The sequence below is a fragment of the Nitratireductor sp. ATLC21 genome, assembly GCF_057196525.1.
The window spans coordinates 1,139,665-1,155,909 of record NZ_JBXUOU010000002.1; the positions used below are offsets into that span (position 1 = coordinate 1,139,665).

14 protein-coding genes and 1 tRNA gene are annotated in these 16,245 nt (G+C 59.4%); 10 read left to right on the forward strand and 5 right to left on the reverse strand.

Annotated elements, in window-relative coordinates:
• Nucleotides 1-42 precede the first annotated feature (42 nt).
• On the reverse strand, nucleotides 43-405 hold the full coding sequence (locus AC2CHD_RS12965; protein ID WP_484554009.1) for a hypothetical protein: 363 nt from the start codon (nucleotides 403-405) through the stop codon (nucleotides 43-45).
• Nucleotides 406-683: 278 nt separating this feature from the next.
• Here AC2CHD_RS12965 and AC2CHD_RS12970 point away from each other — a divergent pair, with 278 nt between their 5' ends.
• The gene (locus AC2CHD_RS12970; protein ID WP_484554010.1) at nucleotides 684-1,463 is read left to right on the forward strand and encodes a DUF1499 domain-containing protein; all 780 of its coding nucleotides are present in this window, start codon (nucleotides 684-686) and stop codon (nucleotides 1,461-1,463) included.
• A 12-nt stretch (nucleotides 1,464-1,475) separates the two neighbouring features.
• On the opposite strand, the gene AC2CHD_RS12975 is transcribed toward AC2CHD_RS12970, so the two are convergent.
• The gene (locus AC2CHD_RS12975) at nucleotides 1,476-2,381 is read right to left on the reverse strand and encodes an MBL fold metallo-hydrolase (protein WP_484554011.1); all 906 of its coding nucleotides are present in this window, start codon (nucleotides 2,379-2,381) and stop codon (nucleotides 1,476-1,478) included.
• Nucleotides 2,382-2,508: 127 nt separating this feature from the next.
• Between AC2CHD_RS12975 and AC2CHD_RS12980 the strand changes: the two genes are divergently transcribed.
• The 3 genes from AC2CHD_RS12980 (at nucleotide 2,509) to AC2CHD_RS12990 (ending at nucleotide 5,449) form a co-directional block, all read left to right on the forward strand.
• Nucleotides 2,509-3,114 (forward strand): biotin transporter BioY, encoded by a 606-nt coding sequence (locus AC2CHD_RS12980; protein ID WP_229447537.1) that lies wholly within the window; start codon nucleotides 2,509-2,511, stop codon nucleotides 3,112-3,114.
• Nucleotides 3,115-3,197: 83 nt separating this feature from the next.
• The gene (gene galE / locus AC2CHD_RS12985) at nucleotides 3,198-4,187 is read left to right on the forward strand and encodes a UDP-glucose 4-epimerase GalE (RefSeq protein WP_484554012.1); all 990 of its coding nucleotides are present in this window, start codon (nucleotides 3,198-3,200) and stop codon (nucleotides 4,185-4,187) included.
• Nucleotides 4,184-5,449, forward strand: a complete 1,266-nt coding sequence (locus tag AC2CHD_RS12990) for an O-antigen ligase family protein (protein ID WP_484554013.1) — start codon at nucleotides 4,184-4,186, stop codon at nucleotides 5,447-5,449. Before galE ends, AC2CHD_RS12990 begins: the two co-directional genes overlap by 4 nt.
• Before the next feature lie 48 nt (nucleotides 5,450-5,497).
• Here the strand turns inward: AC2CHD_RS12990 and AC2CHD_RS12995 are convergent, their stop codons facing one another.
• Nucleotides 5,498-6,904, reverse strand: coding sequence for a mannose-1-phosphate guanylyltransferase/mannose-6-phosphate isomerase (locus tag AC2CHD_RS12995; protein WP_484554014.1), 1,407 nt, complete (start codon nucleotides 6,902-6,904; stop codon nucleotides 5,498-5,500).
• Nucleotides 6,905-7,243: 339 nt separating this feature from the next.
• Between AC2CHD_RS12995 and AC2CHD_RS13000 the strand changes: the two genes are divergently transcribed.
• A complete protein-coding gene (locus AC2CHD_RS13000) occupies nucleotides 7,244-8,344 on the forward strand; it encodes a DUF2793 domain-containing protein (protein WP_484554015.1) in 1,101 nt (366 codons plus the stop codon).
• 97 nt (nucleotides 8,345-8,441) lie between these two features.
• A tRNA-Gln gene (locus AC2CHD_RS13005) sits at nucleotides 8,442-8,516 on the forward strand.
• A gap of 123 nt (nucleotides 8,517-8,639) precedes the next feature.
• On the opposite strand, the gene AC2CHD_RS13010 is transcribed toward AC2CHD_RS13005, so the two are convergent.
• Nucleotides 8,640-10,001: a phosphohexomutase domain-containing protein gene (locus tag AC2CHD_RS13010; protein ID WP_484554016.1), complete on the reverse strand. Its 1,362-nt coding sequence runs from the start codon at nucleotides 9,999-10,001 to the stop codon at nucleotides 8,640-8,642.
• A gap of 299 nt (nucleotides 10,002-10,300) precedes the next feature.
• On the opposite strand from AC2CHD_RS13010, the gene AC2CHD_RS13015 reads away from it, so the two are divergent.
• From AC2CHD_RS13015 to cysQ, 4 genes are all read left to right on the forward strand, one after another.
• Nucleotides 10,301-11,419 (forward strand): DegT/DnrJ/EryC1/StrS family aminotransferase, encoded by a 1,119-nt coding sequence (locus tag AC2CHD_RS13015; RefSeq protein WP_484554017.1) that lies wholly within the window; start codon nucleotides 10,301-10,303, stop codon nucleotides 11,417-11,419.
• 225 nt (nucleotides 11,420-11,644) lie between these two features.
• Entirely contained in the window at nucleotides 11,645-12,550 is a 906-nt protein-coding gene (cysD, locus tag AC2CHD_RS13020; protein WP_484554018.1) for a sulfate adenylyltransferase subunit CysD, read from the forward strand.
• 2 nt (nucleotides 12,551-12,552) lie between these two features.
• The gene (cysN, locus tag AC2CHD_RS13025; RefSeq protein WP_484554019.1) at nucleotides 12,553-14,472 is read left to right on the forward strand and encodes a sulfate adenylyltransferase subunit CysN; all 1,920 of its coding nucleotides are present in this window, start codon (nucleotides 12,553-12,555) and stop codon (nucleotides 14,470-14,472) included.
• 29 nt (nucleotides 14,473-14,501) lie between these two features.
• Nucleotides 14,502-15,305 (forward strand): 3'(2'),5'-bisphosphate nucleotidase CysQ, encoded by an 804-nt coding sequence (gene cysQ, locus AC2CHD_RS13030; protein WP_484554020.1) that lies wholly within the window; start codon nucleotides 14,502-14,504, stop codon nucleotides 15,303-15,305.
• Here the strand turns inward: cysQ and AC2CHD_RS13035 are convergent, their stop codons facing one another.
• Nucleotides 15,306-16,235, reverse strand: a complete 930-nt coding sequence (locus tag AC2CHD_RS13035; RefSeq protein ID WP_484554021.1) for a carbohydrate kinase family protein — start codon at nucleotides 16,233-16,235, stop codon at nucleotides 15,306-15,308.
• Between the last annotated feature and the right edge of the window lie 10 nt (nucleotides 16,236-16,245).

Genomic DNA, 16,245 nt, shown 5'->3' on the forward strand with positions numbered 1-16,245 from the left:
TTCCTCGCCAAGGAGTAACGCCTTGTTACGCGATGTGCGGCATTACTGCACGCCATCCAGTGTTGTCATCAAACCCGCATAGGCGGTGACGATCCGAGCCACCGGCAATTCACTTGTCTCAATGTCTTCGATCTCGAGCGAGCCGCCGCCTGTCCTCTGCACCACAAGAGCATAGGCGGGATCTCCATGCTCCTCCAGAACGACAGCGGCAACCCAGTCGCAATCGTTCATTCCATCAAGCCGCATGTGAAAAAGCATACGTCCGTTTGTCTGATCCAATGCCTTTTGCACAGCACCTTCGAAACCGAGATCGACGAAATCCTGATGCTTGAGAGCAAGTTCGAGCTCGACCAGCTCGAGCGAGCTTGAGGCGGTTTTATCGTGTTCTGGAAGCACTGTTTGCATGGTGGACCCTCACAACTTTCATCCACGCACTCCCTCCGCCCGTTTCATTCTGCTGGTCAGCATGGCCGGAATGTGGCGCGTTATCCTTAAAGAAGGAAACGCTGAGGCGAGCAGAACGTTGCATACCACCAGGCAATTCATGGAAGCTGAATCAGTTTCGCAGCCTAACGGTGCAAGAGACTGAAACCTCAAGGAATATACGCGAACCGCATTTCCCGCCGGCGAGCATTGCGTTAAGAGGACCTATCCTTAGCCGCAAGACATGCGTGGTCCGTCATATGAACGCAATTCTGGTACCGCAACGAGCACCGGCAGCTCCGTGGAGCCGTAGATTTGCGACATTTGCTGCAGTGCTCCTTGCAGTGTCGGGAGCAGGACACCGGTTCGCTCTGGTCGAAACCGTGCCGTTTTTCTGGCTGCTGGGGTTGAGTGGAGTGCTTGCCTTTATCGGCCTCGCGCTTGGCGTGATCGCTCTGGTCCAGATATGGGAGCACGGTTCATCGGGTGCCTCCATCGCCAGTGCCGGTATATTGATCGCAGCCATTGCGCTCATCCCCTACGGAGTCTCGGCTCTCCGTCTCATCGGGCATCCAAGACTGATCGACATTTCCACCGACCTTGAAAACCCCCCAGAAATGCCACTGGCGGCGGCAGCCCGGAGTGCTTCAATGAACCCCATTGCGAAATTCAATTTGGAGGCTCGTGCGCTTCAGGAAGAAGGATATCCTGAAGTCACCGGGCGCCGGTATGAACATACGGCTGACAAGGTGCTCGAGGTGGTTCGTTCCATGATGGAGGAGAAAGGCTGGCAGCCCCGCGGAGCGGAGGGCCAGGAGTTGGCCGGCGGCAGCATCACCCTTGAGGGGGTGGCTTACTCTTTCATTCTGGGGTTTCCGGCAGATGTCGCGATCCGCATAGACGACGATCAAACGGCCACATTCGTCGATATGCGCTCCGCATCGCGCTACGCACGTCACGACCTGGGGGACAACGCTGCGCGCATTCAGCGGTTTCTCAGGGAGCTGGATGAAAGAATGGCCTTGCTGGCCGCGGTTTAGCCAGAAACGTCACTAGCCGGGCAAATAGACGGCGTCGATAGACGGCGCTGTTTCCGTCGTCACAGCGCCACGCGCGACAAGGTCTTCCAGATGGGCAAGCACCGAAAGTGCCGCGGCTCCATGCAGCCTGGGGTCCGTGTCGCGGTAAATGGCAGCGACCATTTCCGGTATCGTTCTGTCACCGCGCATGATGCGATCCAGAATGGCGCGCTCGCGCATTTTGCGGTGAGCCTTCAGGCCACGCATGAAACGTTGCGGATTTTTCACTCGGCCGCCATGGCCAGGAAAAAACACCGTGTCGTCACGCGCTAGCAGGCGGTCAAGCGAGGCCATGTAATCCGACATTGCGCCATCGGGGGGCGCGACGATGGAGGTCGCCCAAGCCATGACGTGATCGGCGGAGAAGAGAATGCCGGTGTTTTCCAGCGCAAACGCGGCGTGATTGGCTGCATGGCCGGGGGTATGAATGGCGCGAATACCCCAATTTTCGCCTTCGACAAGTTCATCGTCGGCGAGCGCGTGATCCGGTACAAAATCCGTATCTGCACTTGCGTCAAGTGGATTGGTCTCACCGATTCTCAATGGCCTGGCGGCCCGGTGTGGGCCTTCTGCACAGACAAGCGCGCCGGTTTCGCGCGCAAGACTGGCGGCGAGCGGCGAGTGGTCCCGGTGCGTATGGCTGACGAAGATATGGCTTACCGGCCTTCCATCGATGGCCTTGAGAAGTGCCCTCAAATGAGCGTCGTCCTCGGGGCCCGGATCGATAACGGCGAGGGTGGATTTCCCCACGATATAGCTGTTTGTACCATGGAAGGTAAAAGCACTGGGATTGTTGACCGTGACGCGCAAAACATCCGGGGCCACCTGGATTGCCTCGCCATAGGCGGGATCGAAGCGCGTTTCAAATTCGAGAGCCATTGGCAGATTGTCCGGAAACGGTGATGACTGCACGGTGCGAAGCCGCATTCAGGTTGCCGCATATCATGGAAGCTTCTATAGGAGAAGGAACGCGCATTATTTCGCAAAGAGCCTGAACGGAGGAGCCATGTCGCTCGCTATCGCCTCAAAATCCCTCGTTTCGCGGAGCCTTCCGCACAATGCCACGCAGCGTCTGATCACGCAGCTTTTCCTCGCGATTGGCGCAACGGTGATTCTCGCACTCTCGGCAAAGACCCGTGTCGTTCTTGGGCCCGTCGATCTTTCTCTTCAGACATTGGCTGTGCTCGTCATTGGCGCGACGTTCGGCATGCGCCTCGGCGTGGCGACGCTTCTCCTCTACATGGCTGAAGGTGCCATGGGGCTCCCGGTATTCCAGGGGACGCCCGAAAAGGGGATCGGCTTTGCCTACATGATGGGGCCGACCGGCGGTTATCTGCTCGGATTCGTGGCAATGGCGGCAATCGCCGGATGGGCCGCCGACCGCGGCTGGGACCGCAATCCGTTGAAGCTTGGCGGTGCAATGCTGGTGGCGGAAGTCGTTATGATGACTCTCGGTTTTGTCTGGCTTGCCGGCTTGATCGGTGCAGACAAGGCCTGGCAGTTCGGCGTCGCGCCGTTCATCCTGCCTGACCTGATCAAGGTTGCCCTGGCCGCCTGCTTCCTGCCAGCAGCATGGGCGTTGCTGCGTGGTCTGGGGAGTCCTGACCGCTAAGCCCTTGAGACTTCGCTGACAAAGAAATCTGTTTGTGTCGGGCCGGATGGTGATGTCTGGCCCGATTTCTTGAGGGGATGGGAATGAGTGTATTGGTCACCGGCGGTGCCGGTTACATCGGCAGCCACATGGTCTGGGAACTGTTGGATCATGGCGAAGAGGTTGTGGTTCTTGATCGCCTCAGCACGGGCTTCGATTGGGCCGTAGCAGGGGCTGCGACCCTCGTGGTCGGGGACATTGCTGACCAGGCGCTGGTGGAGAACATTATTCGCGAGCATGATGTCGATTCGATCATCCATTTCGCCGGATCTATCATCGTACCGGAATCCGTGTCGGATCCTCTGGGCTACTACCTCAACAATACGGTAAAGTCCCGCAGCTTGATCGAGAGTGCAGTACGATGCGGTGTGCGGCACTTCATCTTTTCTTCCACCGCAGCCGTCTACGGCAGCCCGAAACATTTTCCTGTAGGCGAAGACACGGAACTGCGGCCGGAATCTCCCTACGGCACGTCGAAAATGATGACCGAACTGATGTTGCGCGATTGTGCGGCTGCTTATGATTTCGACTACACGGTGCTGCGTTATTTCAACGTGTCAGGAGCGGATCCCGACCAGCGCACGGGTCAATCCACCAAGGGCGCGACCCACCTGATCAAGGTTGCGTGCGAGACGGCCACGGGCAAGCGCGACCACATGGAAGTGTTTGGCACGGACTATGATACGCCGGATGGGACCTGCGTTCGCGATTACATTCATGTTTCTGATCTCGTGAACGCACACTATCTTGCGCTCAAGCGCATGCGTGAGGGGAAAGGTAGCCTCGTCGCCAATTGCGGTTACGGAAACGGTTATTCGGTGCTCGAAGTCATCAATGCGGTAAAGGATGTGGCCCAGAAGGATTTTGAGGTGCGTGTTTCAGGGCGCCGGCCGGGCGACGCAGTGGCGATTGTCGCTGAAGCCGAGCGATGCAGGCGAGAGCTGGACTGGAAGCCACGCTTCGATGATCTGAACACAATCGTGGAGCATGCGCTCAACTGGGAAGCAAAACTCGCCAAACGGAACCGGGAATGACGTATCGCGGGATCAATCGACTCTTCACCCTGGCCGTGTTTGCCATGCCGCCGGTCGTGGGGTCGGTTGCCAGCGTCGTTTGGCACGGCGGCGCACTCTGGTGCGCCTTTGAAGTTCTTTCCGGCCGGCGCCGTTTGAGCCCGGACACCGCGATGCGGTGGATCGCGCTGTTGATGCTGGTATATGTTGCCGCCAATCTCATTGCGTTTCTTGCCAATGAGCCGACGCCGGGCATGGCATACAAGCTTTTGCCTCTCGCCACTTTTCTTCTGTTTCCCTTCTCCTACTCGGTCTGGACCATTTCGGACAGGGAGGAGGTTGCTCATGCGCTTCTTGCCGGCTGTGCGCTGGCGAGTTTCGGCGCGCTGCTGCTGGCGCTTGTCCAATACATCTTTCTGGACATGCGAGCCGAGGGGGGCGCTGGCAATGCGCTCGTGTTCGCCGATGTGGCCTGTCTGGCCGGGCTTTCTTGCCTGGCGGGAGCGCTTGCTTTCGAAAATCGGCGTCCTCTCTTGCTCAGCGTTGCTTTTATTGCAGCTTTCGCCGCCGTGACCTTGTCCGGTTCACGCTCGGTATGGGTGTTGATGATCGTCCTCACGCTGGTTCAGCTCTTTATTTTCCGGCGTTTTGTGGCGAGCCTGCTAAAGGGACGGATTCTCGCGCTTGCAGGGCTCGTCATTGTGATCGCTGTACTGGCTTCCGGTCTCATCCTGGACCGGTTCGAAACGCTCTGGCACAATGTGGAGAGGCTGACAGAGGGGGGATATTACAACACCTCTGTTGGTCTGCGCGTCGCGCTTTGGAAAACGGGAGCCCAGCTTTTCGCGGAAAGCCCGGTTTTTGGGCATGGGATGCAGAATGTGACGGCGCTCATTCATCAGCGGCTCGCTGACAACTTCGGACTGAAGGTAGGCTTCACGCATTTTCACAATGGATTTCTCACCATTGTGGTCGAGTCGGGCATCGTCGCTGGCTGCGCGATCCTCGCCATGTTTGCGTTGATTGCCGTTTTGGCTGTCCGTTGTTTGACCCACGGGCGGGACAGATCGGCACGGCTGGGCGCAACCCTGCTTTTGATGCTGGTGGTCGTCTATGCCGGTGGAGGAAGCGTGAACCTCATTTTCGGCCACGACATTCTCGATACGGTTTTCATGATGTTCCTGATTATCGGGCTCTTTCTGGCGAACGGAACCTCGCGTCTTGCAGACGAACAGCAGGAGCGGGAGAACAGGGCGTTTGCCGGGCCGGAGAACCGCCTCTGATCATAAGCGGCAGTTCTTCCCTTCCGTCCTTCGGACCACGCCGCTCCTTCAGGTGCGGCCGTATCGATCTTCCAGGCGAATGATGTCGTCCTCGCCAAGATAGGAGCCCGACTGCACCTCGATCAGTTCCAGCGGGATCTTGCCCGGGTTTTCCAGCGCATGGATTTCACCCAGCGGAATATAGGTCGACTGGTTCTCGGTCAGCATGATGGTCTCGTCGCCCTTCAGAACCCTTGCCGTTCCCCGCACCACGACCCAGTGTTCGGCCCGATGGTGGTGCTTTTGGACCGAAAGTTTCGCCCCTGGCTTCACGGTGATCCGCTTGACCTGATAGCGGTTGCCGAAATCGATGGAATCATAGTCGCCCCAGGGCCGGTAGACCCGACGGTGATCCACATGCTCGGTGCGGTTTGCCGCCTTCAGCTGTCCGACGATCTCCTTGACGTTCTGCACCGCATCGCGCCTGGCGACGAGAACGGCGTCCGCCGTCTCGACCACAACCAGATCTTCCACGCCGACGAGCGCAACGAGGCGTTTCTGGGCGGAGACGATCGAGTTTTTGGAGGCAACCTGCAACACGTCGCCGGTCAAGGCATTTCCGTTGGCGTCTTTGTCCTGCGCCTCCCATATGGCAGACCATGAGCCGATGTCGTTCCAGCCGGCATCAAGCGGGACCACAGCCGCTCTGTCGGTCTTTTCCATCACCGCATAGTCAATGGAATCGGCCGGACAGGCCTCGAACGCCTCGCGTGCTGGCCGGAGGAAATAGTCATCGCTCTCCACGCCCGCCATGGCTGCCTTGCAGGCATCAAGAATGGCCGGAGCATGGGCGCGCATCTCCTCCAGATATGTGCTGGCCCGGAACATGAACATGCCGCTGTTCCAGTCGTAGCCCCCATCTTTCAGATAGGCTTGCGCGGTGACGCGATCGGGCTTTTCCTCGAAACCAGAAACGACAAATCCGGTCTCGCCGATCTTTTCGCCGCGACGGATATAGCCGAAACCGGTTTCGGGACTGGTCGGCACGATGCCGAATGTCACCAGCCGGCCCTCTCGGGCCAAAGTTTCGGCCTTGGCGACGCCTTCACGGAATGCGGACAGGTTCTGAATAAGATGATCGGCGGGCATGACAAGAAGCAGCGGGTCTTCCCCCGTCGCCGTCGCCTGTAAGGCGGCCAGGGTGATGGCCGGTGCCGTGTTGCGGCCCACCGGTTCAAGCAGAATAGAAGCCTTTTCGATGCCGGCCTGCCTGAGCTGCTCTGCCGCGAGAAAACGGTGCTCCTCATTGCAGACCGTGAGCGGTGCAGCACAATCGAGGCCAACAAGCCGCGCCATGGTCTGCTGCAACATGGTGGTATCACCGACCAGCGTGCAGAACTGCTTGGGATAGTGTTCGCGCGAAACCGGCCACAGCCGCGTTCCCATTCCGCCCGCCATGATCACCGGTACAAACATCAATCCACCCCGCCATCATCGTATCAAACGTGTTTCCATGACCGTGAACCGGTGAAACGTCTTCGCCATTTCAGCACGTATCCACGTAGATTGCCCCGACAATAGATTGGAAACGTTGACGCCGGGTGTAGGCAATAGGGCCATCGGTGGATTTGCTGCATCCATGGGGAGAGGGCGCTACCCCGACAAGCTTTTTTTCCTCATGGCAAGGCGTGAAAGCGACCAAAAGGGAAAGCGTTTTCCCTCCTTTGCCGGGGAAGGCAGCAACGCTCCGCGGCCAGTTTATCCCCGTGCGCCCAAGCGCCACTAGACTTGTGCTCTCACAAGGAACGGGCCGCCATGGAACAGACCGCAAATCTCAACCTCCCCTACATCATGCCCTCACAGGCGCAGAAGCATGTGACACACAATGAAGCGATCCGCCTGCTTGACGGTTTGGTGCACCTCGCCGTGCGCGATCGCGATCTCTCCGCACCACCTGACACCCCGGACGACGGTGCATGCTACATCGTGGGGGGCGCTGCCTCGGGAGCCTGGAATGGATGGGAAGGCGAAATCGCGTATTTTGTTGACGGTGCATGGGAAAGGCTCGCGCCTGTCACCGGCTGGCGCGCCTGGGTCGTCGATGAAATGCGTCTCGTGGTCTTCGACGGCACCGGTTGGCAGCCGATCGACGGTGTGCCCGAAAGCGGTGCTGAAATCCAGAATGCAGCCCTGTTCGGGCTTGGCACGAGTGCCGACGCAGTAAACCCGTTTTCCGCAAAGCTCGACAAGACGCTCTGGACCGCCCGCTACGCAGCCGAAGGGGGGACGGGTAGTCTGCTCTACACAATGAACAAGGAAGCGCCTTCCGGCGATGTGGGTTTGCTGCTGCAGAGCGACTTTCTCACGCGTGCGATAATGGGGCTTTTCGGCTCGGATGGCTGGCGGCTTGCAGTTTCCGATGACGGTGCGGCGTTCAACGATGCGATTGTGACCGACGAGAGTTCCGGCCGCGTTACACTGCCCTCCAATCCGAAATTCCTCGGCTTCATCAACTACGACCAGTATATCGCCGCCGACACATGGCAGACCGTGGCGATCAACAATACGGTGGCAAATGACCAACTGGCGTTCGACACGGGGGCCAACCGCTTTACCGCACCCGCCGATGGGCTTTATCGGTTCGGAGCGGTGATTGGCTGGAAACAGAACGGCACCAATGTGCCTTCCGCACTGAAGGCGAAACTGGTTTTGAACGGGGCAAGCGACCTGTGCGCGCCTCTGGTGGCGAGTGACGTGGCCAGTCTCGCGGTCGATGGATCTGAGGCAGCGTTGCACCTTCACGTGATGGCAGGGCTGACGGCGGGGGACACGGTTGAGCTGGCACAGTTCTTCGGCGGGCTCGACGGTTATGCGCCGGCCTCGCTCACCCAGTTCTGGGGTGAATGGGTGGCTTGACGAACGAGCGAGAAGAAAGCACGTGCTCCACAGAAAGGCTGAAGACGACTGCTTGTCGTGGGGCCGTGCTTCTGCTATCCACCGCTTCGCTCGGTCTTGGGGCGTCGCCAAGTGGTAAGGCAACGGTTTTTGGTACCGTCATTCGCAGGTTCGAATCCTGCCGCCCCAGCCAGCCTCCGCTAAAGCTACGGCTGGGCAAGCCACCGAGCACCATAAAAGCCACCGAGCATCATAAAGTTGAAAGCCCGCCGCAACGAGCAACGGGCTTCAGAAATTGTGATCGGCGTAGCGCGCGCTAACCAGCCTGCTCGATCATCCCGCGCAATTCGTCCACCTTCGCTTTCAGAAGTGCCTTGTCGCCGCGGGTTTCCACGTTGAGACGGAGCAGGGGTTCGGTGTTGGAGGCGCGGAGGTTGAAGCGCCAGTCATCGAACACCATGCCGAGGCCGTCCTGGCTCTCAACTTCCGGGTTCTGCGGCAGATAGTGGTCGGAAATGCGCTTCTGGACTTCGGCTGCGTCCGACACGGTGAAGTTGATTTCGCCAGAGCATGGATAGGCGGCGATGCGCTCTTCGAGGCGTTCGGCAAGCGTGGTGCCACTGGCCGAAAGGTCTGCCACCACATCGAGCCAGGCGAGCATGCCCGAATCACAATAGGCGAAATCACGGAAATAATGGTGCGCACTCATCTCGCCGCCATAGATGGCATTTTCCTCACGCATCATCTGTTTGAAATAGGCGTGCCCCGTGCGGCAGGGCTTTGCCACGCCACCGGCGCTTTCGACCATGTCGATCGTGTTCCAGGTGAGGCGGGGATCATAGAGGACGGTGCTGCCGGGATGTTTGCCAAGCAAGGTCTGGGCGATCATGCCAACCAGGTAGTAGCCTTCGACAAACTGGCCCTTGTGATCATAAAGGAAGCAGCGATCGAAATCGCCGTCCCAGGCGATCGCCAGATCGGCACCATGCTCGATCACCGCCTTGCTGGCCTTTTCGCGTTTTTCCGGCAACAGCGGATTTGGCACGCCATTTGGCAGGCGCGGGTCGGGCTCGTGGTCGATCTTGATGAAGGTGAAGGGGAGGTGCTTTTCCAGAAGGTCAATGATCGGACCTGCGCAGCCATTGCCCGCGTGGCAGACGATCTTCATCGGTTTGAGGTTCCGACCAGCCACCTCATTGAGAAGGCGTTCGATATAGGCATCTCGGTCGCAAAGATCGTGCAGCGTGCCGCGCGCGGCATAATCGGCAACCGGCCGCAGCACCGCATCGGAACGCATGATCTCTTCGATCCCGTTGAAGGCGTTGTCCGGCGTCGCAGCGGATGCGCCCTTCAGCACCATCTTGATGCCGTTGTAGTCGGGCGGATTGTGGCTGGCGGTGACCATGAGGCCGGCATCCGCGCCGCTGGCAGCGGTATGGAAATAAACCTCTTCCGTTCCGCAACGGCCAACCGGCCGCACGCTGACGCCGCTATCGAGTAGGCCCTGGGTCAGCGCTTCGGCGAGAGCCGGGCTGTCCATGCGCATGTCATGACCGACAACGACCGTGCCGGGGTTGAGGCTCTGCTTGAGCGCCTGTGAAAAGCGATAGGCGAAAGGGATATTGATTTCCTCGGGGATTCGACCACGAACGTCGTACGCTTTGAAAGGGGCGCCCATACTTTCCTTCCTGGATGTTTCTTGAAGACGAACAATGCGCTGTTGCCGTGGAGCATTGCAATGATTGATTGAAGTTTTGTTAGGTTTGCGAGAAAGAGCTCATCATTGGATTCGCGGCGGCAAGTGCGCACGCCCTTCAAATACACAAGGGGCTGAAAGGGTTGCAGGCTATCCTGTTCACCTCTTGTAACAGCTGAGGTGGCAGATTGAAGGGCACCCTTGGTTGCGCTATGCGTGCCGCATCCCTATTCAACGAGCGGGGCTGATGCGGAATCATCCCGCAACTGATTGGGCAACAAATGCAATTTATCGATCTCGGCGCTCAGCGTGAGCGCATCAAGGACAAGCTCGCAGCTGCAATCGACACGGTCGTGGCAGAAGGGCGCTATATTTTAGGACCGCAGGTCGCCGCTTTTGAGGAGCAGCTTGCGGCCTATGTAGGAACGAAACACGCAATTGCCTGTGCCAATGGCACGGATGCCCTTTTGATGCCTTTGATGGCGTATGGCATCGGACCGGGCGACGCGGTGTTCTGTCCAAGCTTCACCTTTGCAGCGACGGCCGAAGTCGTGGCGCTGGCCGGTGCAGAGCCGGTCTTCGTGGAGATTAATGCCGATACCTACAACATGGACCCGAAGAGCCTGACGGCTGCCATTGATCTCATCAAGGCAGAAGGCCGGCTGACCCCGAAAGCGGTGATTCCGGTCGATCTCTTCGGATTGGCTGCCGACTACGGCGCCATCGAGGGCATCGCCGCGCGCGAAGGTCTGCGCATCATCGAGGACGCTGCGCAATCCATCGGCGGCACGCTCAACAACAAGCGCTGCGGCGCATTCGGCCATGTGGCGTCCACCAGCTTTTACCCGGCCAAGCCGCTTGGCTGCTATGGCGATGGTGGCGCGATGTTCACCGACGATGATGAGCTCGCCGATGTCCTGCGCTCCATCGCCTTTCACGGCAAGGGTGAGAGCCAGTACGACAATGTGCGCGTAGGCCTGAACTCGCGCCTCGACACGATCCAGGCGGCGATCCTGATCGAGAAGCTGGCGATCCTTGAAGACGAGATGGATGCGCGTCAGAAGGTTGCCGCACGCTATGCCGAAGGGCTCGGTGACGTGGTAAAGGTCGCGGTGACGCCGAAGGGCCATCGCTCGGCCTGGGCGCAATATGCCATCGAAACCGAGAAGCGCGATCTGGTGCGCAGTCGCCTGCGCGAAGCGGGCATCCCCTCGGTCGTTTATTATGAAAAGCCGCTTCATTTGCAGAAAGCCTATGACATGTATGCGAAGGCGCCCGGTGGGCTTTCCGTCTCGGAAAGTCTCCCGCACCGCATCCTGTGCCTGCCGATGCATCCCTATCTGGAAGAGGGCGATCAGGATCGTGTGATCGAGACCATTCGCAAGGCCGTCTCTGAATAGACGGGAAACAGGTTTGGGCCTTTAGCCGCGCTCTGACGGTGGGCCCTCACCATTTCTGAAATGCCTTTTCCCTAGCCTTTGGAACAACGCAAAATGCGCCTCGCAAACCGGGGGTCGGTGGGAGAGTGCGCTCCTTGATAGGCCAAATACCGCGTGATACCTAAAGGCACAATCCAGACGCAGCCACGGCCCCGGCCGCATCGACACAGACAAGAAGGCGAAAAAATGCCGGCAGCCCTCACTCATCTCGGCAGGCTGGAAGCCGAGGCGATCCACATTTTCCGCGAAGTGGCGGCGACGTTTTCAAAGCCCGTGATGCTCTATTCCGTCGGCAAGGATTCCTCCGTGCTGATGCATCTGGCGATGAAGGCGTTCTATCCTGCCAAGCCGCCATTTCCATTCCTGCATGTGGACACCACCTGGAAGTTCCGGGAGATGATCGCGTTCCGGGACCGAATGGCGAAGGAAAAAGGCTTCGACCTCCTTGTGCATATCAATGAAGAGGGCGTGCGCGACGGTATCAACCCGTTCGATCATGGCTCCAACACCCACACCCATGTGATGAAGACGGTGGCGCTGCGCCAGGCGCTCGACAAATATGGATTTGACGCGGCCTTTGGTGGCGCGCGGCGCGACGAGGAAAAGAGCCGCGCCAAGGAACGCATTTTTTCATTTCGCTCCGCAGGGCATGCCTGGGATCCCAAGAACCAGCGGCCGGAAATGTGGAAGATCTACAACACGCGCGTGGCGCCGGGTGAATCCATCCGGGTCTTCCCGCTTTCCAACTGGACCGAGCAGGACATCTGGCAATACATCCTGCAGGAGAATATTCCCATTGTTCCGCTTTATTTCGCCGCCAAACGGCCGGTGGTGGACCGCGATGGCATGACTATTATGGTGGACGATGACCGGATGCGCCTTCTGCCGGGCGAGAAGGTGGAGGAGCGTATGGTTCGTTTCCGCACACTTGGTTGCTATCCGTTGACGGGCGCGATCCCTTCGAATGCGACCACCCTTGAGGAGATTGTCGGCGAGATGCTGACAGCGCGCACATCTGAGCGGCAAGGGCGCCTGATCGACCGCGATGAGGCGGGCTCCATGGAAAAGAAGAAGCGTGAAGGGTATTTCTGATCATGTTGACCGGCAACAAAGTGCCCGTGGGTGAAGAAGACGCGGCTCCGGTCGATATTCGCGACTACGTGGCCGGACAGGAGAACAAGGGGCTCTTGCGCTTTTTGACCTGCGGATCGGTGGACGACGGCAAGTCGACGCTGATCGGCCGTTTGCTGTTCGACACCAAGCTGATCTTCGAGGATCAGCTGGCGGCTCTCGAAAACGATTCCCGCAAGCACGGCACCGCCGGTGATGAGATCGATTTTGCGCTGCTTGTCGATGGTCTTGAAGCTGAACGCGAGCAGGGCATCACGATTGATGTTGCCTATCGCTTCTTTTCGACACCGCGCCGCAAATTCATTGTGGCCGACACACCGGGCCACGAGCAATACACCCGCAACATGGCGACGGGTGCCTCCACAGCCGATCTCGCCATCGTTCTGGTGGACGCGCGGCAGGGCATCCTGCCGCAAACACGGCGGCATTCGATCATCGCCTCGCTTCTGGGGATCCGCCATATCGTGGTGGCGGTGAACAAGATCGACCTCGTCGGATTCGACGAGACTGTGTTCGAGCGGATTTCCGCCGAGTATCGCGCCTTTGCGGAGGAGCTCGGTTTCAACTCGATCCAGCCAATCCCCATGTCTGCGCGCTACGGCGACAATGTCACCCGTTCGTCGGAGCAAACGCCCTGGTATTCGGGGCCGACGCTTCTCGAGCATCTGGAAACTGTTGATATCGAGGTTGAAGCAGAAGGCCGGCCGTTCCGTTTTCCCGTACAGTATGTCTCCCGGCCCAATCTGGATTTCCGCGGTTTTGCAGGCACTGTTGCCTCCGGCCATATCGGTGTCGGCGATCCGGTAACCGTTGCCAAGTCAGGGAAACAGACGCGCATTCGGCGCATCGTTACCCAGGACGGCGATCTGGACGTTGCATCCGAGGGGCAGGCCGTGACGCTTGTGCTCGAGGATGAGGTAGAGCTTTCGCGCGGCAATATGCTGGTGACACCGGAAGCGCGGCCGCATGTGGCCGATCAGTTTGCCGCAACGCTGGTGTGGTTCGATGAAAACCCGCTTCTTCCGGGGCGCTCCTACATTCTGCGCACCGAGACTGATGAGGTTTCGGCCACGGTGAGTCACCTCAAGCACCGCCGCAACATCAACAATTTTGCCGAGGAAGCGGCCACCTGCCTGAACCTGAACGAGGTGGGGCTGTGCAATTTCTCGACACAGGCACCGATAGCCTTCGATGCCTTCCGCGACAATCGCGTCACGGGTGCATTCATTCTGATCGACCGGCTGACAAACGCGACGGTCGGTGCAGGCATGATCGAATGGCCGCTGCGCCGTGCCGCCAATATTCATTGGCAGGCACTCGATGTCACGCGGCAGTCCCGCGCGGCGCTGAAGCATCAGAAGCCGGCCGTTCTCTGGTTCACCGGGCTGTCCGGTTCGGGCAAGTCGACCATCGCCAGCCTGCTTGAAAAGAAGCTGCACGCATCCGGCCGGCACACCTATGTGCTTGACGGCGACAATGTCCGCCATGGATTGAACCGAGACCTTGGCTTTACGGATGCCGACCGGGTGGAGAATATCCGTCGTGTGGCCGAGACGGCGAAATTGATGGCGGATGCCGGACTGATCGTGCTCGTATCGTTCATCTCACCTTTCAGGGCGGAGCGGCGCATGGCACGCGAGCTGATGAACGACGGAGAGTTCGTGGAGGTGTTCGTGGACACGCCATTCGAGGAATGCGCCAGACGCGACCCGAAAGGTCTGTATGCCAAGGCGCTCAAGGGGGAAATCAAGAATTTCACTGGTGTGGACTCCCCCTATGAGGCCCCGGAAAAGGCTGATATCCACGTGGAGACGACGGCCCGCGCGCCGGAAGAACTGGTCGACGAAATCGAAGCTTGGCTGCGGGAGCGCGGCTATTGCTGAGCTCTTGAACGCGAAAGACAGACTGTTTTATGGGCATGTTGAAGGATGACGCGGCGCTGCTGGCGCTGTTCGAGCAATTGGCGCTCGCCGCGGGTGCCGCGATCATGCGGCATTATGATGCCGGTTGCGAAGTCCATCAGAAAGCGGACGATACACCCGTTACGGCTGCGGACCGAGCTGCCGAGAAGGTTATCCTCGACGGGTTCAGGGATGCCGGGCTCGCAACGACATGCGTTTCGGAAGAAGCGGCTTCCGGCGGTGTGATCCCCGTATGCGGGGATGGCGATTTCATTCTGGTGGATCCGCTGGACGGCACGCGGGAGTTCATCGCACGGCGGCCGGACTTCACAGTCAATATCGGCCTGATCCGGAATGGCGCGCCTGTTGCTGGCGTGATCTTCGCGCCGGCGCGTGATCTGCTGTATTCCGCGCGCCCCGGCGCCGCGTTTGAGGTCATGGTGGTTGATGGTCAGCCTGACGAGCGCCGCACGATCCGCGCCCGGCCGCGACAAAACCCGCCCGTTATCGTCGCCAGCCGGTCGCATTGCACCGACGAAACCCGTGCCTTTATCGACCGCCATCCCGGTGCCGAAACGACATCGATCGGATCGTCATTGAAATTCTGCATGATCGCTCGGGGGGACGCGGACCTTTACCCGCGCTTTGGCCGCACCATGCAGTGGGACACCGCAGCGGGTGATGCGATCTTAAGGGCGGCAGGTGGCATGGCGCGCACTCTGGACGGTGCTCCGCTCACTTACGGCCCGAAAGGCGGAGAAGGGCTGGAGGCTTTTGCGAGCCCCTTCTTCATTGCCGAAACTGCGCCGGCCTGATCAGGCCGGCGGAAGTTCGCTTCTCCATGGCGGATTGGCACCCGCGCGCGAAACGGTGACAGCGGCGGCGCGCGATGCAAAGGCAATCGCTTTTGCAATCTGCGCCTCATCGAGCGCGGCGATTTTCTCCTTTGTCAGGAGCCCATCCCCTTCAAGAGACGCGAGAAGCGCGCCATTGAAAGTGTCGCCGGCGCCGACCGTATCGACCACCTCGACGGGCGTTGCCGGAACGAATTGCTTTTGCGATTTGGTGTAGGCGGTCGCGCCTTTCCCGCCATCGGTGAGGATAATGAGACTGGGCCCACGTTCCAGCCAGCGAGCTATGATCTCATCGATGCTGCCGGTCTCCGCGAACCATTCGAGGTCATCCGCCGAGATCTTGATGATATCGGCCTTTTCGACCATGCGGGCGATGCGCGCGCGGTGGCTGTTCGCATCGGCGATGAATGCGGGGCGAATATTGGGATCGAGCATGATGACGCGGTTTTGGGCCTCGCGCGCCATGAATGCTTCATAGGCCGAACCACAGGGCTCGGAAACCAGGCTAATGCCACCGAACAGCATGGCCGAAACGTCGCCTGGGAGAGCAGGCAGGTCGGTCGGCTCGATCATGCGTCCGGCCGTACCTTCGTCATAGAAGTTATACTCGGCTTGCCCGTCGGCGAGGGTCACGAAGGCGAGCGTGGTTGGGCGGCTTGAAACCTGGGTGAGGGAAAGGTCCACATGGCTTTCCGCAAGCTTCTCCTGCAGCATCCGCCCGAAAAGATCGTCTGAAAGCCCGGTGAAGAATCCGCACGCCACGCCAAGGCGCGCAATGGCAATGGCGCTGTTGAAAACGGCGCCTCCCGTATAGGGCGCGAAAGCGGCCTCGCCCTGGCCTGTCTGGCGCGGCAGCATGTCGATCAGCGCTTCGCCGCAGCAAAGGATCATGAAAAGCCTC